Raw genomic sequence first — 18,299 nt, forward strand, 5'->3', positions numbered from 1 at the left:
CGGTCGCACGTCGTCACCCGAGGAGCAGCAGCAGACCATGAGCACCACCGCACGCCGGCTCGACGTCACCGGCATGGTCCGGGTGGCCCGCGAGCGGGTGGTCGCCCGCATCCGGGAGGCCGAGGTCGTCGCCGCGGCCCTGTCGGCCGGGCGCAACGTCCTGCTCGAGGGGCCGCCGGGCACCGGCAAGACGACCCTGCTGCGCGCCCTGGCCGACGGCGCCGGCGTCCCCCTCGTGCTGGTCGAGGGCAACGCCGAGCTCACCCCCACCCGGCTGGTCGGCCACCACGACGCCTCCCGGGTGCTCACCGAGGACTACCGCGCCGAGAACTTCGTCCCCGGCCCCCTCACCCGCGCCATGACCGACGGCGCCGTGCTCTACGTCGAGGAGTTCAACCGGGTCCCCGAGGAGACGATGAACGTCCTGCTCGGGGTGCTCTCCGAGCGGGAGATGCACGTGCCGCGCTACGGCCGGGTGGTGGCCCGGCCGACGTTCCGGCTGGTCGCGGCCATGAACCCGTTCGACGCGGTCGGCACCGCCCGGGTCACCCCGGCCCTCTACGACCGCTCCTGCCGGGTGGCGATGGGCTACCAGGACGAGGACGCCGAGCTCGCCGTCGTCGCCGCGGCCACCGACGGTCCGGACCCGCTGGTGGCGCAGGCGGTGCGCACGGTCCGGATCACCCGCGACCACCCCGAGCTGCGGATCGGCTCCTCGGTGCGCGGGGCCATCGACACCGTGCTCATCGCCCTGGAGCTGGCCACGGTGCGCGGCCACGACGCCGTGGAGGACGAGACCGGCCTGGACGCCGCGCTGGCCGCGCTCACCGGCAAGGTGACGCTGGCCGACGGCTCCTCCCGGACCGTCGAGGACGTCGTCACCGACATCTGGCACCGGGCGGGTGAGGAGCTGGGAAAAGCCTGACGCCCGACGAGGCGGGCGAGAGGGAGGCGGGCGAGAGCGAGGCGGGTGAGGGCGGGCCACCCCCGGCGCCCGACGGCGACGCGCTGCGCAACCCGCCCGGCGGACGGCGGCCGCAGCAGGCCCCCGTCGAGGACCCGGGCGAGGTCGAGGAGGTGCTGCGGGACAACGCCGCGCGCAAGGCCGGCCGCGACGAGCTCGCCCGCGCCCACGGGGACTTCCGGCAGGTCTCCCCGCAGGCCGGCGAGCTCGACGAGGAGGCCATGGCCGACCTCGCCGCCCGGGACCCCGACGCCGCCGCCCGGCTGCTGGCCGCCCTCGGCCGCGCCTTCGACCCCCGGCTGCGGGCGGCCGCGCGGCGGCTGGCGACCCGGTTGCCGGTGGCCACCCCGCGGGCCGGCGTCCCCGACCGGCCGGGCACCCGGCGGGTGGTGACCCGCCGCGACGCCACCGGCGGCGACATCGACCTCGACGCCACCCTCGCCGCGCGCGGGGCCGAGCCGCACTGGCGGGCCGAGCACCTGCACACCCGCGGCTGGCGCTCCACCGGCCGGGCGTGCGTCCTGCTGGTCGACGCCTCCGGCTCGGTCGCCGGGGACGAGCTGGCCGTCGCCGTCCTCACCGCCTCGGCGCTCGCCCAGCGCATGCGGCCCGAGGACGAGCTGGCCGTGGTGGCCTTCTGGTCGCAGGCGGTGGTGCTGCGGCCGCTGTCCTCCGACCCGCGGGTCGACGTCGTGGTGGACCGGCTGTTCGACCTCGGCGGCGGGGGGACGACGGACCTCGACCTGGCGCTGCGCACGGCCGCCACCCAGCTGGGCCGCTCCCGCGCCGCCGCCCGCGACGTGCTGCTGCTCTCCGACGGCGTCCCCACCGACAGCCCCGACCCGCTGCCCGCCGCGGCCGCGCTGGCCCGCGTCGGGGCGCACCTGCACGTGCTGTCCCTGTCGGAGGAGGCCGGGTCGGTCGCGGCCTGCGCGGCGCTGGCCGCCGCCGGCGCCGGGCGGGTGGCCCCGCTGCTCAGCCCGGCCGGCGCCCCGGCGGCGGTGCGGTCCCTGCTCGGTTGAGCGGCCGCCGGCGGCCCGAGCGGGCGGCGGTATCACGGCAGCGGGTGCGAACCTCGGTCCGATGGGTGGGCAGCTCCCCGGCCGCACGGCCCCCGCGGACCGCCCGCAGCGAACGGAGGTCACCCCGATGCGCAGCCCCGTCCTCGACCCCGCCCTCCCGGTCCCGCGCCCGGTGCCCGACGCCACTGCAGGGGCTCCCCGCCCGGTGGTGCTCGACTTCGCCGACCGCCGGCTGCTGGCGCGCGCGAGGGACGCGCTCGCCGGCGACCGGCCGGTGGTGGTCCGGCTGACCGGGGCCGCCGCGCAGCGGGCGGCCACCGTCTTCCTCGGCAGCGACTACCGGCTCTACGACCGGGCGCGGACCGTCCTGAACCCGGCCCCGCTGCCCTTCGTCCTGGGCTGCTGCGGGCTGGCCGACCTCGCGCGGGTCGTCGCGCTGGGCCGGTTGCACGGCCACCGGGTCGACGTGCAGCACCTCGACCCCGTGCACGAGTTCCGGCTGACCCTGACCCGGCCACCCGCCGCGTGACCCGGGGGTGGGGTGCCCCGGCGCGGAGAACGCGCCCGTGGCACTCCACCGGCGGGCTGCATCAGGCGCCGAACCGGCCCAGGTCCAGGGCGTCGGCGGGCGCGGTTATCGGGACCTGCTCGCCGAAGCGGCTGAAGGTCATCGTCCCCGCGGTCGTCCCCGAGCTGGTGGCCTCCAACGGGTAGGACGGCCCCTCGGCCGCGACGGTGAGCGTGCTGCCGTCCGGCTGGCGGACGACCACCGCCGGCTCCCCGGCCACCTCGACGGACCGGACGGCGTCCTCGATGCGGCTGGTCGCCGCGTCAGCGAACTCTGCGGCGAGGGCCGCGATGGACAGCTCGTCGAGGCCGAGCCCCGTACCGGCCGGGACGAACACCCACACGCCGTCGACCACGGCCGCCGTGCCGGCGGGGACCCCCACCGCGGTCCAGAAGTCCGCGGAGCCCTGCAGGTACACGGTGCCGGCGAGTCGCCGGAACTGGACGGTCCGCCCGTCGATCCCCAGGGCACCGACCGCGTCCGCGCCCTGCAGGTGCATGTCCACCGTCACCTGCTCGGCCCCGGTCGACACCGTGCCCCGGACGGTGGCCGCCCCGGCCTCCTCCAGCGCGGCGGCTGCCGCGGCGGCGACCTCGGGGCCGCTCAGCCCGGCCAGGGGGCCGGCGGTCTCCGAGGCGGTGCTCGGTGCGGGAGCCGGGGCAGGTGTACCTGCGACCTCCCGAGCACCCCCGCACCCGGTGAGCAGGACGGCGGCCGTGCCGATGACGGCGACGGTCCGGATGCGCATGGTGGCGACTTCTCCCGGGAACTCGTCCGGAACTGTGCGGCGTCCGGTCCCGGGGAGCATGCGGCTCGGCCGAGATCGGCGGGCGACACGGACGGTGGCGGATCGCCACTTCGGGTGAGTGACCCCGGACACCGGGCGCCGGCCGGTGGGTCAGCCGCCCGGGACCAGGCCGCCGACGTCGAGGGCGGACCCCGGCGCCTCGACGGTGCGGTCCGAGCCGAACCGGTCCAGCCGGAAGTCCCCTTCGGCGCTGTCGATCCGCAGGGGGTACGGCTCGCCCTCGGCCGCGACGCGCACCGACGCACCGTCGGCCCCGGTGACCACGAGCACCGGCCGGCCGGCGAGCTCGCCGTCCCGGACGTCCTCGCGGGCGTCCCCGGCGCGGGCCCGCAGCTCCTCGGCGAACGCGGCGACGGACACGGCGTCGAGGCCCTCGGCCTGCCCCTCCGGGACGGTGACCCAGACGTCGTCGAGCCGCCCGGCCACGAACCCCGGGACCCCGCGGTCCTCGTAGAAGCCGGCAGGCGCCCGGGCGTAGAGCTCGCCGTCCGCCCGGACGATCTCGACGGTCCGGCCCTCCAGCCCGACGGTGCCGGTCAGGTCGTCGCCGCGGAGGAACAGGTCGACGGGGACCTCCGCGCCATCGCCCGTGGCCGTTCCCCGCACCCGGACGGCCCCGGCCTCCTCCAGCGCGTCGGCGGCGGCCTCGACCAGCTCGGGACCGGACGGGCGCGGCTCCCGGGTCGTCGCGCCCGCCGGTGCGCCGCCGGTCGCGGCCGGGCCGCCGGCGTCCCCTCCTCCCCCGCAGCCGGGGACGAGCAGGGCGGTCAGGACGGCGATGGCCGCGGCTCGGGTGCGCACGGGTGCCCCGTACCCCGTCCCGGCGCGGTCACGACCGCGCGCGCAGGACGGCGGCCCCGGCCCGGGCCGGGTCCAGCGGCACCGGTGCGGTCAGGACGGCGGGGCCCAGCCGGAGCACCCCGTCGGACAGCGCGGCGCAGCGCACCCCGCCCCGGCCGCGCAACCCGCGGTGCGCCCCGGGCGCGAGGACGACGTCCATCCACGCGCACGGGTGCGCCGGGCGGCCGCCGCGCAGCCGCACCTCGCCCTCCCCGCAGTCGAGCGCGAACTCGCGCCCGCGCAGCGCCTCCACCTCCGCGCCGCGCAGGACGACGGTGCGGCGGGCGAGCAGCGGGTCGAACCGGTCCGTCCCCAGCTCGTCGGCGAGCGCCTCGAGCGCCTCCACGGCGAGCACGGTGAGCCGGGCGTCCCGGTGGGCCGGCCGGCCGGCGTAGCGGTCCCCGACGACCCCGTGCCCCGCCCGGACCTCGATCTCCGTGCGGCGGTCTCCGGCCTGCTCGGGCACCGGCCGCTGCGGCCGGCCGTCGTAGCGGTGCCCGGGCGAGGCCAGCAGCCCGACCACCTCGACGTCGTAGCGGTACGGCGCCTCGCTGCCCACCTGACGATGATCGCTCACCCCGTCCGGGCACCGGAGGGGGCTGCGGAGGCGCTGCGGTCGAGGCCCTCGCTCCCTCCTCTCGACGCACGAGAGCACCGGGACCGTCGTCGACCGCGGTTCCGCCGGATCGAGGCCACGCCCGGTGACGCCGCCCGGGGTCCGCGGTGACACGACCGTGACGGCCGGGTGACAGGGCACACCTACCGTGCTCGCGCACCCACCGGTCGACGCAGAGGCGAACGGCTATGGACCTCGAGCAGCCCAGGCCTGAGGTCCGTGACGCCGAGGAGGCCGGCGCTTCGGCACCGTCCGGCTCGCGGCGCCGCTCGGGGAGACCGCGGGAGGCAGCTCCGGAGGTCACCGAGGAACCCGCAGGACGTCGCCGCCGCTTCGGCAAGCGGTTGCTGGCGCTCGTCGGAGCCCTCGGGATCGCGGGTGCGGTCGGGGGGATCCTCGTCCAGTCGGCGTTCGAGGCCGCCCAGGACCGACTCCTCGACCCCGTCGTGGTGCAGGTCGAGGACCGGACCGGCACCCCGAACCACCTGTTCCCGGTGACGGTCGATCCGGCCGGTGCTCCTGTCGACATCGACACGGTCGACACCGCCGAGTTCGAGCGCTGGGCGACCGAGAACGGCGGCATCCCGTACGGGGATCGTTCGCTCGAGCTGGTGCTCAGGGGGCGGGAAGCAGAACCGGTCGTCATCGACGAGATCCGGGTCCGCGTGCTCGAGACCAGCCCCGTGCCCGACGGGACGTGGGTCAACTCCTGGGAGGGGTGCGGCGCCGCCGTGCCGGTACGCGTCCTGGTGGTCGACCTGGCCGGCGACCCGCCTTCGGTGGAGGTCTACGTCGACGGGGTGCTGGAGGACTCCCCCGTCTTCCGCGTGTCGGACAGCGACGTCGAGGTCTTCCACGTGGAGGTCGTGGGCGGCCCGGGTGTCGTGTCGTGGGCGCTCGAGATGTCCTACTCGGCCGCGGGCGAGGACGGCACCGTGACCGTTGACGAGGTCGACGGGAGGCCCCTGCGACTTGCGCACGGCGGAACCCCGCTCGTTTACTCGGTGGCTCCTGGTGCCCGCGGGCTGGTCCGTGCCGATGAGGTCCGCGACGCCCTGCTCCGAGGGGAACCGCTCTGCTGACTGCGCGACATCCCTCATCGACCCGTCAGCGGTCCGCCGTCCGGTGGATCGGGCCCTCCGTGCCGGTCAGCCGCTCCCCGGTGCCGCCCCAGCGCCCGGCGATGACCTCCGCGGCGATCGAGATGGCCGTCTCCTCGGGCGTGCGGGCACCGAGGTCCAGGCCGATCGGGGAGGACAGCCGGGAGAGCTCCTCCTTGGACAGGCCCGCCTCCTCCAGCCGCGCCAGCCGCTCCTCGTGGGTGCGCCGCGACCCCATCGCGCCGACGTAGGCCACCGGCAGGCGCAGCGCGACCTCGAGCAGCGGGACGTCGAACTTGGGGTCGTGGGTGAGCACGCAGAGCACGGTGCGCTCGTCGATGCGCCCGGCGTCCACCTCGGCCTGCAGGTAGCGGTGCGGCCACTCGACGACGACCTCGTGCGCGTCGGGGAACCGCTTGGGGGTGGCGAACACCGGGCGGGCGTCGCACACGGTCACCCGGTAGCCGAGGAAGGCCCCGACCCGGGCGACGGCGGCGGCGAAGTCGATGGCGCCGAAGACGACCATCCGGGCCGCCGGGGCGAAGGAGTTCACGAACAGCGACAGGTCGTCCCCGCGGCGCTCGCCGTCGTGGCCGACGTGCAGCATCCCGGTGCGCCCGGCGGCGAGCATGCCGCGCGCATCGGCGGCCACGGCGTCGTCGAGCCGCTGCAGGCCGAGGGTGCCCGACGCGCGGTCGGGCCAGAGCACCAGCCGGCGCCCGACCCGGTCCTCGGGGCCGGCCACGCAGGTGACGACGGCGACCGGCTCGTGCCGGTCGACCGACTCCTTGATCTCCCCGAGCTCGGGGAAGGACTCGCGGGAGACCCGCTCGACGAAGACGTCGAGGATGCCGCCGCAGGTCAGGCCCACGGCGAAGGCGTCGTCGTCGCTCACGCCGTACCGCTCGAGGGTGGGGACGCCGGAGTCGACGACGTCCTTGGCCTCCTCGTAGACCGCGCCCTCCACGCAGCCGCCGGAGACGCTGCCGACCGCCGTCCCGTCGGGGCCCACCAGCATCGAGGCGCCGGCCGGGCGCGGCGCCGAGCGCCAGGTGGCGACCACCGTGCCCATCCCGACGGTCTCGCCCGCCTGCCACCAGCCGACCAGGTCCTCGAGCACGTCACGCATCGCTGCCCCTCCTCGGCAGTGGAGTGCCACGGCGCGGGGATCGCGCCCCTCCCACTCCGCTCAACAGCTCAGGCATGCGAGATCACTCCCGCGAGCTCCTCGAACGCCGCCATGCTGTGCCCGGCGACGAACGCGTCGACCGAGGGGAGGGCGGCCTGCATGCCGGCGGTGAGGGGCTCGTACCCCTCCCGGCCCTTGTGCGGGTTGACCCACACCACGGCGTGCGCCAGCCGGTGCAGCCGGCGCATCTGCTCGGCCAGGAGGTCGGTCCCGCCCCGCTCCCAGCCGTCGCTGCACACCACCACCACGGCGCCGCGGGCGGTGCCGCGCTGGCCCCAGCGGTCCAGGAAGGCCTTGAGCACCTCGCCGAGCCGCGTGCCGCCGGACCAGTCGGGGATCGCGCCGGCGCTGGCGGCCAGCGCCTTGTCGGGGTCCCGCAGCCGCAGCTCACGGGTCACCCGGGTCAGCCGGGTCCCGATGGTGAAGACCTCGGTGGCCGACGGGTGCGCGCGCACGGCCGCGTGCGCGAACCGCAGCAGCGCGTCGGCGTAGGGGCTCATCGAGCCGGAGACGTCGACGAGCAGGACGACGCGCCGCGGCCGCGGCCGGGCCCGCCGGTGCAGCAGCCGGGTGACCTCCCCGCCGCTGTGCAGCGCCCGGCGGACGGTGCGGGAGGGGTGCACGGCCCCCTGCGGGCTGGACTGCCGGCGGCGGGACGGCCGCATCGGCGAGGCCGGCACGAGCAGCGCGAACAGCCGGCGCAGGTGCTCCCGCTCGGCGATGGACATCTCCGCGACGTCCCGGTGCCGCAGCACCTCCTCCTCGCTGGCCCGGCCGGCGAGCTCCGGCGGCTCCTCGTCGCCCTGCTCGCCCTCGCCCGAGGGCGGCTCCAGCGGCGCCGTGGTGGCCACCTGGCGGTCCGGCGGACCGGGGGCCGGGCGCGGGACGCGCGGGGCCTCCCCGCCGAAGAAGGCAGCGAACGCGGCGTCGTAGCGGTCGAGGTCGTCGGGCCCGCCGCACAGCGTCAGCCGGCCGGCCCAGTAGACGTCGGTGGCGTCCAGGACGTCGAGGGCGCCGACCGCGCCGAGCATCGCCTCCACCCGGTCCGGGGAGGCCGCCACGCCGGCGTGCCGCAGCGTCCGGGCGAAGGACAGGACGGTGTCGACGACGTCCCGGCCGGGTGGGGACGGCCGCGGGGCCGCTTCAGCCGCCACCGAACAACGCCCCCCGGGTCAGCTGGTGCACCCGGTCGGTGTCCTCCCGGTACTTGAGGACGGCGCCCAGCGTGCGGGCGGCGATGTCGGGGTCGAGGTCGCGGGCCCCCAGCGTGTGCAGCGCGGTCGCCCAGTCCATCGCCTCGGCGACCCCCGGTGGCTTGAGCAGGTCGAGGGTGCGCAGCTTGGCGGTCGCGCGGGCCACCTCGCGGGCCAGCTGCTCGGTGACCTCGGGAAGCCGGGTGCGCAGGATGGCGACCTCGCGGTCGAAGTCGGGGTGCTGCAGCCAGTGGTAGAGGCAGCGGCGCTTGAGGGCGTCGTGCACCTCGCGGGTGCGGTTGGAGGTCAGGATCACCAGCGGGGGCGTCGACGCCCGGATGGTGCCCAGCTCCGGGATCGAGATGGTGAAGTCGGAGAGGACCTCGAGCAGGAAGGCCTCGAACTCGTCGTCGGCGCGGTCGACCTCGTCGACCAGCAGCACGCTCGGGGAGTCCTCGAGGGCCTGCAGCAGCGGGCGGGCCAGCAGGAAGCGCCGGTCGTAGAGCGAGGCCTCGAGGGTCTCGGTGTCCCCGGTGGCGTGCGCGGCCTCGGCGGCGCGCAGGTGCAGCAGCTGGCGGCCGAAGTCCCAGTCGTACAGGGCCTGGCTGGCCTCCAGGCCCTCGTAGCACTGCAGGCGGTAGAGCGGCCGCCCGGTGACCTGGGCCAGGGCCTGGGCCAGGGCGGTCTTGCCGACGCCGGCCTCCCCCTCGAGGAACAGCGGCCGGTGCATGGCCAGCGCCAGGTAGGCGGCGGTGGCCAGCCCCTCGTCGGGCAGGTAGCCGGTGGAGCGCAGCGCCGCGGCCAGCTCGTCGGGGTCGGCGGACCCCACCTGGGGGGTGGCCGTCTGGGTGTCGCTCACCAGCTCGCTCACGCCGACGAGCATCCCACCTGCGGTGGGCGGACGACGCTGCCCGGTCGGGCAGACACCGCCCGGACGCGCGTCGGCGCCCGCCCGGGGGACCGGGCGGGCGCCGACGTGACGTGCGGTGCCGGGGTCGTGCGCGTCAGACGCGCCGGTCGTCGTCCCGGACGCCGTCGACCTCGATCTCCTCCTTGCGGACGTCGGCCGACACCCGCTCCTGGTCGGTGACCGTCTCGGTGTCGAGGCGGACGCGCTCGACCGGCACGGCCTCCTTCTCCACCACGGGGCGCTCGGCGTGGAGGGTGACCTCGTGCTCCTCCTCGCTGATCGCCGGCCCGTCCATGGCGTTGCCGACGTTGGCGTCGGTGATCGGCTCGCGCTCGACCCGGACCTCCTCGCGGGTCACCGGGACGGTCTCGCTCACGTTCTCCGTGACGACGTACTTGCGCAGCCGGGCCCGGCCGGTCTCCTCGCGGCGCGTACCGACGTTGACGCGCTCCTCGGAGCGGGTCATGGCGTTGTCGGTGGTCGGGCCCGAGGTGTCGCGGCCGACGGCCGGGCGCTCGTCCACGCCGGTCCGGGCGGTGCCGGTCTCGACCACACCGGTCGTGGTGGTCTCCCGGGCGGTGCCGTACTCCATCGAGTAGTAGCGGTAGAGCTCCTGCTCCTCGGCCGGGGAGAGGTGCCCGTCGGTGTCGATCTTGGGGGCGTCCTTCACGGCGCTCTTGCTCACCGGGACGCGCAGCCCGTCATCGGTCATGGCGGCGTCGCGGATCGGGACGAAGGACTCCTTCGTGCCGAACAGACCGGTGCGGACGGTGACCCACTCCGGCTGACCGGTCTCGTCGTCGAGGTACACCTCGGAGGCCGAGCCGATCTTGTCGCCGGACTCGTCGTAGACGTCCTTGCCGATCACGCGGCTGATGGACTCGGTGCCGATCATCGTCGCTGTAGCTCCCATCGGGGTTGCTGCTCGGAACGGTCGCTCCATGGGTGACCGCCGACCGGCGCGTCGAAACAGACCGGATCCGTCCGGCACGCCGGACGGCCGGGCGCACGGGCGTCCGGCACCGGCCCCGCAGCCCCTCCGCCGAGCGCATCCGCCCTGCTCAGGCCGGGGGTGAACCGGGCGCCGGCGCCGTGCTCGCACCGTGGAGACGCTTGTGACGCACCGTGATCGGTTCCCGGTCGGGCGTGTCGGACGAGCCGCTCCCGGCGCGTCGCTGGCGGGTCGGCGGCCACGGGCTGCTCAAGCTTGAGGGCGTGCCTCCACGCTCCCCCTACGACAACCTGGTGCACCCGCGCACCGTGAAGAAGCCGGTCCCGCAGGTCGAGGCCGAGCGCGACCTCGTCGTCGAGGACCCGAGCTCCGGGTTCGTGGGCGCCGTCGTGCGCTGCGAGAAGGACGTCGTCCACCTGGAGGACCGGTTCGGGAAGGTGCGCGGCTACCCGCTGGGGCCGGGGTTCTGGGTCGACGGCCGGCCGGTCGTGCTGGTCCGCCCGAGGCCGCAGGCCCCCGCCGGACCGGCCCGCAGCGCCTCGGGCTCCACGTACGTGGCCGGTGCGCGGGCGCGGGTCGCCCGCGAGGGCCGCATCCACGTCGAGGGCAAGCACGACGCCGAGCTGGTCGAGAGGGTGTGGGGCCACGACCTGCGCATCGAGGGCGTCGTCGTCGAGCCCCTGCACGGCGTGGACGACCTGCCGGGCATCGTGCGCGACTTCCGGCCCGCGGCCGGGCGCCGGCTGGGCGTGCTGGTGGACCACCTCGTCCGCGGCTCGAAGGAGTCGCGCATCGCCGAGCAGGTGACCGGTGAGCACGCCCTGGTGGTCGGCCACCCGTTCGTCGACATCTGGCAGGCGGTCAAGCCGTCGGTCGTGGGCATCCGGGCCTGGCCGACCGTGCCCAAGGGCGAGCCCTGGAAGGAGGGCGTCTGCCGCCGGCTCGGCTGGGAGGACGACACCGGCTACGTCTGGGCGCAGCGCATCCTCGCCCGGGTGCGCACCTGGACCGACCTGGAGCCCGCGCTCATCGGCCGGGTCGAGGAGCTCATCGACTTCGTGACGACGGACTGAACACCCCACCGAGATCACGCGATCTCGGCGGTCCCCCCGCCCGGGACGTGCGGGATCACGGGATCCCGACACGTCCCGGGCTGGGTCCGGCTCAGCCGGGGACGTAGTCGAACGTGTCCGGGTCGGGGCCGGTGCGCTCGCCGCGGTCGAGCGCGGTGAGGGTGGCCATCTGCCCCTCGTCGAGCTCGAAGTCGAACAGCGCGAAGTTCTCCTCCATGCGGGAGCGGGTCACCGACTTCGGGAACACCACGTCGCCGCGCTGCACGTGCCAGCGGAGCACGACCTGGGCCGGGGTGCGGCCGACCGCCCGGGCGACCTCGGTGATCGCCGGGTCGTCGAGCACCTTGCCCTGCGCGATCGGCGACCATGCCTCGGTGACGATCTCGTGCTCGGCGCCGAAGGTGCGCACCTCGTCGTTGGCGAGGTACGGGTGGACCTCGATCTGGTTGACCGCGGGCCGGACCTCGGTCTCGGCGAACAGCCGGCGCAGGTGGTGCGGCTGGAAGTTGGAGACGCCGATGGCCCGGCAGCGACCGGAGGCGTAGATCTCCTCCATGGCCTTCCAGGTCTCGACGTAGTCGACGTCGATCGTCGGCAGCGGCCAGTGGACGAGGAACAGGTCCAGGTGGTCGGTGCCGAGGTCGGCCAGCGTCCGGTCGAACGCGCGCAGCGCGTCGTCCCGGCGGTGGAAGCCGTTGTTCAGCTTGCTGGTGACGAAGACCTCGCCGCGGTCGATGCCCGAGCGGGCGATGGCCTCGCCGACGCCCTTCTCGTTGCCGTACATCTCCGCGGTGTCGATGTGCCGGTAGCCGATCTCCAGGGCGGCGCCGACCGCCTCGGCGGTGTCCTCCGGCGGGACCTGGTAGACGCCGAAGCCGAGCTGCGGGATCTCGACGCCGTTGTTCAGCCGGATCGTGGGCACGGTGGCCACAGGGGACTCCTCTCGGGACGGGTTCGGGGAGGCGCGCGCGACCGGGTCGCGCGCTGCCGACCCGGGACGCCTACCCGGCCACGGAGCGGCCAACCGGTGCGCCGGTCACAGCGGCGCCCGGCGCCCCGGGGCGGCGCAGCAGCGGGGCGCCGGCCAGGGCCACGAGCCCGGCCAGCGCCGCGCCGAGCGCGGGGACGGCGAACGCCGCCTCCGCGCCCCAGGCGTCGACGGCGGCCCCGGCCAGCGCGGACCCGGCCGTGACCCCGAGGGTCAGCCCGGTCGTGGTCCACGACAGCGCCTCGGTCAGCGCCGACCGGGGGACCCGGGCCTCGACCAGCGACGTCCCGGAGACCAGGACCGGCGCGATGGCCAGCCCGGCCACGAACCCCACGCCCACGAGGACGGCGATCGAGCCGACGCCCCACAGCAGCTGGACGGCGAGGGCGAAGAAGACCGCCGTCCCCAGGAACCGCGCGCTCAGGCCCCCGGGCAGGCGGGCCACCCCGTAGACCAGCCCGGCGAGCAGGCTGCCGCCGGCGAAGACCGCGAGCGCCAGCCCGGCGAGGGCCGGCACGCCCTCCACCTCGGCGAACCCGATGACGACGACGTCCACGGCGCCGAAGACGGCCCCGATGGCGAGGTAGGTGGCCGAGACCACGAGCACCGCGCGGTTCAGGGCGGCCCAGCGGCGGGCCGGCGCGTCGGGGTCGGGCGGCTGCACCACCGGCTCGGAGCCGCGCTGGCCGGCCAGCCAGAACCCGCCGAGGGCCCCCAGCGTGATCCCGGTGAGGAAGCCGGCCGGCGGCGCGACGAGGGTGGCCAGGAGCGTGACCAGCGGCGGCCCGACCACGAAGACGACCTCGTCGACGACGGCCTCGAGCGCGAACGCGGTCTGCCGGCGCTGCGCGTCCTCGAGGGCGGCGGCCCAGCGGGCGCGGACCAGCGAGCCGATGTTGGGACCGCTGGCCCCGCACAGCGCGGCCAGGACGAACCAGCTCCACCGGGGCGCACCCGCGGTCACGGCGGCGACGAAGGCGACCCCGGAGGCCGCGTAGGCCGTCATGGCCCAGCGCAGCACCGGGCCCTGGCCGCGGCGGTCCATGGCCCGGGCCCACTGCGGGCTGGCCACGGAGAAGCTCAGCGCCAGGGTGCCCGAGACCGCCCCGGCCAGGGCGTAGCTGCCGGTCTCGCCGGCCACCAGCAGCACGGCGCCCAGACCGAGCATCGGGATGGGCAGCCGGGCGACCCACCCGGCGAAGGAGAAGGCCCGGGACCCGGGCACGGCGAACAGGCGGACGTAGGGACCGAAGACGGTGCGGGGTGACACGGACGTTCTCGCGCTTCCTGGCCACAGGCGAGTGCGGTCGGCCCGCAGGTCTCTCGGGTGGCCCCGCGACCGTAGCAACGCCGACCGGGCACCGCCCCGGTTTCACCGGCCGGCGCCGTCCCCTGTCCGGGGGACGGGCACGGACCGGGACTCCGCCACTACATTCGGGGTGTGACCTCGCCGACGCCGCTGCCCGACCCGGTCCCGCGCCGGCCGGACCCGGTCCCGGGCACCGGCGGCCTGGTCGACCGGCACGGCCGGGTGGCCACCGACCTCCGCGTCTCGCTCACCGACCGGTGCAACCTGCGGTGCAGCTACTGCATGCCGCCGGAGGGCCTGGACTGGCTGCCCAAGGTGGAGGTGCTCACCGACGACGAGGTCGCCCGGCTGGTGCGCATCGGCGTCGAGCAGCTGGGCATCCGCGAGGTGCGCTTCACCGGCGGGGAGCCGCTGCTGCGGCCCGGCCTGGTCGGCATCGTGCAGGCCGCCACGGCGCTCACCCCGCGGCCCGAGGTCAGCCTGACCACCAACGCGATCGGCCTGGCCCGGGTCGCCCCCGCGCTCGCCGCGGCCGGCCTGGACCGGATCAACGTCAGCCTCGACACCCTCGACCGGGACCGCTTCAAGCAGCTCACCCACCGCGACCGGCTGGACGACGTCCTGGCCGGCCTCGCCGCCGCCCGCGACGCCGGGCTGACCCCGGTGAAGGTCAACGCCGTCCTGCTGCGCGGCATCAACGAGGAGGACGCCGTCCCGCTGCTCGACTACTGCCTGGAGCACGGCTACCAGCTGCGGTTCATCGAGCAGATGCCGCTGGACGCCCACCACGCCTGGACCCGCGGGGAGATGGTCACCGCCGAGGACATCCTCGAGCGGCTGTCGGCGGCGCACGCGCTGACCCCGGACACCGAGGAGCGCGGCTCGGCGCCGGCCGAGCGCTGGCTGGTCGACGGCGGCCCGGCGACGGTCGGCGTCATCGCCTCGGTCACCCGCTCGTTCTGCGGCACCTGCGACCGCACCCGGCTGACCGCCGACGGGCAGATCCGCAACTGCCTGTTCGCCCGCGAGGAGTCCGACCTGCGGACGCCGATGCGCGACGGCGCCACCGACCGGGAGCTGGCCGACCGCTGGCGGATCGCCACCCTCGCCAAGCTGCCCGGCCACGGCATCGACGACCCGAGCTTCCTGCAGCCGTCCCGGCCGATGTCGGCCATCGGGGGCTGAGCGTGGCCGGCCCCACCGTCACGGTGCGGTACTTCGCCGGTGCGCGCGCGGCCGCCGGCGTCGACACCGAGACCCGCACCGCCGGCACCCTCGCCGAGCTGGTCGAGCAGGTCGTGGCCGCGCACGGCGAGCGCCTGGAGCGGGTGCTCACCGCCTGCTCGTTCCTGGTCGACGGAACACAGACCCGCGACCGCTCGTTGGAGCTGCAACCCGGGGTGGTCGTCGACGTGCTGCCCCCGTTCGCCGGAGGTTGATCCCGACGCCGTGACGGCGCTGCCTCACCATCCCCCTTCCCCTGCCCTCCCGCCGGGCGGCACCCGGTGATCGAGTGGTTGCTCGTTCTCGTCGGCATCCTGCTGGTGCTGGCCTGCGCCGGGTTCGTGGCCTTCGAGTTCGCCCTCGTCACCGTCGACCGGGCCACCGTCGAGCGCCGCGTCCAGGAGGGCGACCGCCGGGCGCCCGGCGTCCTCGCCGCCCTGCGCACGCTCTCGACCCAGCTCTCCGGCGCCCAGCTCGGCATCACGGTGACCAACCTGGCCATCGGTTTCGTCGCCGAGCCCTCGATCGCCGCGCTGCTGCGCGGCCCGCTGGAGGGCGTCGGGCTCTCCGGCACCGCCGCCCGGTCGGTCTCGATCACCCTGGCCCTGGTGCTGGCCACCGCGCTCACCATGGTGTTCGGCGAGCTGGTGCCCAAGAACCTCGCCATCGCCGACCCGCTGCGGGTGGCCCGCGCCGTCTCCGGCTTCCAGCGCGGGTTCACCCGTTCCACCGCGCTGGTCATCCGGCTGCTCAACGGCTGGGCCAACGTGATCCTGCGGCGGGTGTTCGGCGTCGAGCCCCAGGAGGAGCTGGCCTCGGCGCGCTCCCCGGAGGAGCTGACCTCCCTGGTCCGCCGCTCGCGGGCCGTCGGCACCCTGCCCGAGGGGACCGCCACGCTGCTCGAGCGGGGACTGGCCTTCGGCGAGCTGCGGGCCAGCGACGTCGCCACCCCCCGCATCCGGATGACCACCGTCCCGGTGGACGCCCCGGTCGCGGCGGTGCTCGCCGCGGCGCGGGAGTCGGGGCACTCGCGCTTCCCCGTCGTCGCGGGCGCGGGTGCGGACGACGTCGTGGGGATGGTCCACGTGAAACACGCGCTCGGCGTCGAGCGGTCGCAGCGCTCCGACGTGCCGGTGGAGCGGGTGATGGTGCCGGCGATGTTCGTGCCGACCTCCCGCCAGCTCGACGAGCTGCTCGTGGACCTGCGCCGCGGCGGCCTGCAGATGGCGGTGGTGGTCGACGAGTACGGCGGCACGGACGGCGTCGTCACCGTCGAGGACCTGGTCGAGGAGCTGGTCGGCGCCGTCTCCGACGAGCACGACGAGGAGCCCGAACCCGAGGCCGTGGACCTCGGGGACGGCTCGTGGTCGGTCTCCGGGCTGCTGCGCCCGGACGAGGTGACCGCCCTGACCGGGCTGCCCGTCCCGGCCGACCGGCACTACGAGACGGTGGGCGGGCTGGTCCTGCACCACCTGGGCCGCATCCCCGAGGCCGGTGACCGCGTGACCGCGGTGCGCCCGCTGCCCCCCGAGCTGGCCGGCGAGGCCGAGGGCCACCTGGGCGGGGTCTGGGTCGAGGTCCAGCGCCTCGACGGCACCCGGGTGGACCGGGCCCGCGTCGGCGCGGTCCCGGCGTCCGAGACGGTCGAGGAGGCCTCCCGTGGGTGACTGGGTCGGGGTGCTGGTCGCCGTCGTCCTGCTGCTGGCCAACGCCTTCTTCGTGGGCGCCGAGTTCGCGCTGATCTCCGCCCGCCGCTCGTCGATCGAGCCGCTGGCCGAGGCCGGGTCCCGGCGCGCCCGCACGACGCTGGGGGCGATGGAGCAGGTCTCCCTGATGATGGCCGGCGCGCAGCTGGGCATCACCGTGTGCTCGCTGGGGCTGGGCGCGATCGGCGAGCCGGCCGTCGCCCACCTGCTGGAGCCGGTGTTCGAGGCGTTCAGCGTCCCCGAGGCGCTGGTGCACCCGATCTCGTTCGTCATCGCGCTGACCCTCGTCGTGGCCCTGCACGTGGTGATCGGCGAGATGGTGCCCAAGAACCTCGCCCTGGCCGGTCCGGACCGGGCCGCCCTGGCCCTGGCCCCGCCGCTGCGCGCGGTGGTCACCGTGCTCAAGCCGGTCATCCTGGTGCTCAACGCCCTGGCCAACGCCACCCTGCGCCTGCTGCGGGTGCAGCCCAAGGACGAGGTGACCAGCTCCTTCACCCGGGACGAGGTCGCCGGGCTGATCGACCAGTCGCGCGAGGGCGGGCTGCTGGACAAGCGCGGGCACGACCTGCTCACCGGCGCGCTGACCCTGGAGGACCGCGACACCCGCTCGGTCCTCATCCCCCGCGCGTCGCTGACCACCGTCGACGCCGCGGACTCCGCGGTGGCCGTCGAGCGGGCCGCCGCCCGCACCGGCTTCTCCCGCTTCCCCGTCGTCCGGGACGGCTCGTTCACCGGGTACGTGCACGTGAAGGACGTGCTGGTCGACGACGGCCGGCCCGACGTCCGGGTGGCCGACATCACCCGGCCGCTGCCCCGGGTGCCGGCGCGGGGCGACCTGCGCTCGACGCTGCAGACGATGCAGGCCGGCGGCGCCCAGTTCGCCGCCGTCGTGGAGGGCGGCTCGCTGGAGGACGGCGCGGTCGTCGGCGTCGTCGCGCTCGAGGACATCCTCGAGGAGCTGGTGGGCGAGATCCGCGACACCGTGCACCGCTGACCGCAGCGGACCGCCGGCCCCGCAGCGCACCACCGGACCCGCAGCGGGTCGCCGAACCCGCTGCGCCGCCCACCCCCGCGCGGGAGGATGACCCCATGAGCATCTGGGAGAAGGCCAGGGCGAAGGCCGAGGAGCTCTACGGCCGGGCCGAGGAGCTCTACGGGGAGTCGCACGGGGACGCCGCCGCCCAGGTCGCCGGGGAGGCCCGGCGGCTGGAGGGCGAGGCCGAGGAGGAGGCCGCCGAGCGGGCGGACACCGCACGGGAGCACGGCGACGCCGAGCGGGACCTCCGCGACGACCGGCGGGGGTCCTAGCCGAGGACGTGTCGGGGCCGGGCATCACCGACGTCGCCCCCTGGCGGGACTTCCCGGGGGCGGCGTGCGGCGCGCTGGAGTTCCTGCACGACCAGCTCGGCTGGGACGTGTGGGCGGTGACCCGCGTCGTCGGGGACCTGCAGGTGGTGCTGCACGCCTACCCGGCCGCCGTCCTGCCACCGGGGTCGGCGCTGCCCTGGGCGAACAGCTTCTGCCAGCTGATGACGGTGGGGGAGGGTCCCCGCGCGGCCACGGTGACCGCGGCGGTCCCCGCCTACGCCTCGCGCCGGCTCGGGCCGCTGACCGGGGTCGCCGCCTACATCGGCGTCCCGCTGGTGACGGCCGGCGGGGAGCTGTTCGGCACGGTCTGCGGCCTGGGCTTCCGCGCCCGGCCCCGCAGCGCGACCCGCGACCTGCCGCAGGTGGAGTTCGCGGCACGGATGATCAGCACGCTCATGGCGGCGGGGGTGCCGCCCTCCGACCCGCCGCCCGCACCGCGGGGGCGCCGGGCCACCGACCGGCTCTGACC

At 76.0% G+C, this 18,299-nt stretch carries 20 protein-coding genes; 11 read left to right on the forward strand and 9 right to left on the reverse strand.

Features of this window, described 5'->3' with window-relative positions; all coding sequences use genetic code 11:
* Positions 1-37 precede the first annotated feature (37 nt).
* The 3 genes from ACI8AC_RS19470 to ACI8AC_RS19480 all read left to right on the forward strand — a co-directional run bounded on the left by ACI8AC_RS19470 (position 38) and on the right by ACI8AC_RS19480 (position 2,515).
* Positions 38-925 (forward strand): AAA family ATPase, encoded by an 888-nt coding sequence (locus ACI8AC_RS19470; RefSeq protein WP_456899484.1) that lies wholly within the window; start codon positions 38-40, stop codon positions 923-925.
* Positions 926-1,077: 152 nt separating this feature from the next.
* Positions 1,078-1,986 (forward strand): vWA domain-containing protein, encoded by a 909-nt coding sequence (locus ACI8AC_RS19475; RefSeq protein ID WP_456899485.1) that lies wholly within the window; start codon positions 1,078-1,080, stop codon positions 1,984-1,986.
* A 127-nt stretch (positions 1,987-2,113) separates the two neighbouring features.
* Positions 2,114-2,515: a hypothetical protein gene (locus ACI8AC_RS19480; RefSeq protein WP_456899486.1), complete on the forward strand. Its 402-nt coding sequence runs from the start codon at positions 2,114-2,116 to the stop codon at positions 2,513-2,515.
* A 61-nt stretch (positions 2,516-2,576) separates the two neighbouring features.
* Here the strand turns inward: ACI8AC_RS19480 and ACI8AC_RS19485 are convergent, their stop codons facing one another.
* From ACI8AC_RS19485 to ACI8AC_RS19495, 3 genes are all read right to left on the reverse strand, one after another.
* Complete coding sequence (locus tag ACI8AC_RS19485; RefSeq protein ID WP_456899487.1) at positions 2,577-3,302, reverse strand: hypothetical protein; 726 nt, start codon at positions 3,300-3,302, stop codon at positions 2,577-2,579.
* A 150-nt stretch (positions 3,303-3,452) separates the two neighbouring features.
* On the reverse strand, positions 3,453-4,163 hold the full coding sequence (locus tag ACI8AC_RS19490; RefSeq protein WP_456899488.1) for a hypothetical protein: 711 nt from the start codon (positions 4,161-4,163) through the stop codon (positions 3,453-3,455).
* A 28-nt stretch (positions 4,164-4,191) separates the two neighbouring features.
* Positions 4,192-4,761 carry a molybdenum cofactor biosysynthesis protein gene (locus ACI8AC_RS19495; RefSeq protein WP_456899489.1) on the reverse strand — a complete coding sequence of 190 codons (570 nt, stop codon included), beginning with the start codon at positions 4,759-4,761 and terminating at the stop codon, positions 4,192-4,194.
* 245 nt (positions 4,762-5,006) lie between these two features.
* On the opposite strand from ACI8AC_RS19495, the gene ACI8AC_RS19500 reads away from it, so the two are divergent.
* Positions 5,007-5,900, forward strand: a complete 894-nt coding sequence (locus tag ACI8AC_RS19500; RefSeq protein ID WP_456899490.1) for a hypothetical protein — start codon at positions 5,007-5,009, stop codon at positions 5,898-5,900.
* A gap of 25 nt (positions 5,901-5,925) precedes the next feature.
* Here the strand turns inward: ACI8AC_RS19500 and ACI8AC_RS19505 are convergent, their stop codons facing one another.
* The 4 genes from ACI8AC_RS19505 to ACI8AC_RS19520 form a co-directional block, all read right to left on the reverse strand.
* Positions 5,926-7,047 (reverse strand): XdhC family protein, encoded by a 1,122-nt coding sequence (locus tag ACI8AC_RS19505; protein WP_117378853.1) that lies wholly within the window; start codon positions 7,045-7,047, stop codon positions 5,926-5,928.
* Positions 7,048-7,115: 68 nt separating this feature from the next.
* The gene (locus tag ACI8AC_RS19510; protein ID WP_456899491.1) at positions 7,116-8,261 is read right to left on the reverse strand and encodes a vWA domain-containing protein; all 1,146 of its coding nucleotides are present in this window, start codon (positions 8,259-8,261) and stop codon (positions 7,116-7,118) included.
* Positions 8,251-9,171 (reverse strand): AAA family ATPase, encoded by a 921-nt coding sequence (locus ACI8AC_RS19515; RefSeq protein ID WP_456899492.1) that lies wholly within the window; start codon positions 9,169-9,171, stop codon positions 8,251-8,253. Before ACI8AC_RS19515 ends, ACI8AC_RS19510 begins: the two co-directional genes overlap by 11 nt.
* 133 nt (positions 9,172-9,304) lie before the next feature.
* Positions 9,305-10,105, reverse strand: coding sequence for a DUF2382 domain-containing protein (locus tag ACI8AC_RS19520; protein ID WP_456899493.1), 801 nt, complete (start codon positions 10,103-10,105; stop codon positions 9,305-9,307).
* Between the two features lie 320 nt (positions 10,106-10,425).
* Between ACI8AC_RS19520 and ACI8AC_RS19525 the strand changes: the two genes are divergently transcribed.
* Positions 10,426-11,235, forward strand: coding sequence for a DUF3097 domain-containing protein (locus ACI8AC_RS19525; protein WP_456899494.1), 810 nt, complete (start codon positions 10,426-10,428; stop codon positions 11,233-11,235).
* Between the two features lie 91 nt (positions 11,236-11,326).
* On the opposite strand, the gene ACI8AC_RS19530 is transcribed toward ACI8AC_RS19525, so the two are convergent.
* Together ACI8AC_RS19530 and ACI8AC_RS19535 are read right to left on the reverse strand one after the other, a co-directional pair.
* Entirely contained in the window at positions 11,327-12,166 is an 840-nt protein-coding gene (locus tag ACI8AC_RS19530) for an aldo/keto reductase (RefSeq protein WP_456899495.1), read from the reverse strand.
* Between the two features lie 70 nt (positions 12,167-12,236).
* Entirely contained in the window at positions 12,237-13,493 is a 1,257-nt protein-coding gene (locus ACI8AC_RS19535) for an MFS transporter (protein WP_456899496.1), read from the reverse strand.
* Between the two features lie 171 nt (positions 13,494-13,664).
* On the opposite strand from ACI8AC_RS19535, the gene moaA reads away from it, so the two are divergent.
* The 6 genes from moaA (at position 13,665) to ACI8AC_RS19565 (ending at position 18,297) form a co-directional block, all read left to right on the forward strand.
* Entirely contained in the window at positions 13,665-14,717 is a 1,053-nt protein-coding gene (moaA, locus tag ACI8AC_RS19540; protein ID WP_456899497.1) for a GTP 3',8-cyclase MoaA, read from the forward strand.
* Positions 14,718-14,719: 2 nt separating this feature from the next.
* The gene (locus tag ACI8AC_RS19545) at positions 14,720-14,971 is read left to right on the forward strand and encodes a MoaD/ThiS family protein (RefSeq protein WP_456899498.1); all 252 of its coding nucleotides are present in this window, start codon (positions 14,720-14,722) and stop codon (positions 14,969-14,971) included.
* Positions 14,972-15,037: 66 nt separating this feature from the next.
* The gene (locus ACI8AC_RS19550) at positions 15,038-16,423 is read left to right on the forward strand and encodes a hemolysin family protein (protein ID WP_456899499.1); all 1,386 of its coding nucleotides are present in this window, start codon (positions 15,038-15,040) and stop codon (positions 16,421-16,423) included.
* Complete coding sequence (locus ACI8AC_RS19555; RefSeq protein ID WP_456899500.1) at positions 16,416-17,456, forward strand: hemolysin family protein; 1,041 nt, start codon at positions 16,416-16,418, stop codon at positions 17,454-17,456. Before ACI8AC_RS19550 ends, ACI8AC_RS19555 begins: the two co-directional genes overlap by 8 nt.
* A gap of 95 nt (positions 17,457-17,551) precedes the next feature.
* Positions 17,552-17,770, forward strand: coding sequence for a hypothetical protein (locus ACI8AC_RS19560; protein WP_456899501.1), 219 nt, complete (start codon positions 17,552-17,554; stop codon positions 17,768-17,770).
* 8 nt (positions 17,771-17,778) lie between these two features.
* Complete coding sequence (locus ACI8AC_RS19565; protein WP_456899502.1) at positions 17,779-18,297, forward strand: GAF domain-containing protein; 519 nt, start codon at positions 17,779-17,781, stop codon at positions 18,295-18,297.
* The last annotated feature ends 2 nt before the right edge of the window (positions 18,298-18,299 follow it).

The sequence above is a fragment of the Geodermatophilus sp. SYSU D00758 genome, from assembly GCF_054049955.1.

Coding starts and splice junctions, on each gene's coding strand:
- ACI8AC_RS19560 (WP_456899501.1), top strand. CDS start 17,552: ATGAGCATCTGGGAGAAGGCCAGGGCGAAGGCCGAGGAGCTCTACGGC.
- ACI8AC_RS19470 (WP_456899484.1), top strand. CDS start 38: ATGAGCACCACCGCACGCCGGCTCGACGTCACCGGCATGGTCCGGGTG.
- ACI8AC_RS19505 (WP_117378853.1), bottom strand. CDS start 7,047: ATGCGTGACGTGCTCGAGGACCTGGTCGGCTGGTGGCAGGCGGGCGAG.
- ACI8AC_RS19480 (WP_456899486.1), top strand. CDS start 2,114: ATGCGCAGCCCCGTCCTCGACCCCGCCCTCCCGGTCCCGCGCCCGGTG.
- ACI8AC_RS19485 (WP_456899487.1), bottom strand. CDS start 3,302: ATGCGCATCCGGACCGTCGCCGTCATCGGCACGGCCGCCGTCCTGCTC.
- ACI8AC_RS19500 (WP_456899490.1), top strand. CDS start 5,007: ATGGACCTCGAGCAGCCCAGGCCTGAGGTCCGTGACGCCGAGGAGGCC.
- ACI8AC_RS19520 (WP_456899493.1), bottom strand. CDS start 10,105: ATGATCGGCACCGAGTCCATCAGCCGCGTGATCGGCAAGGACGTCTAC.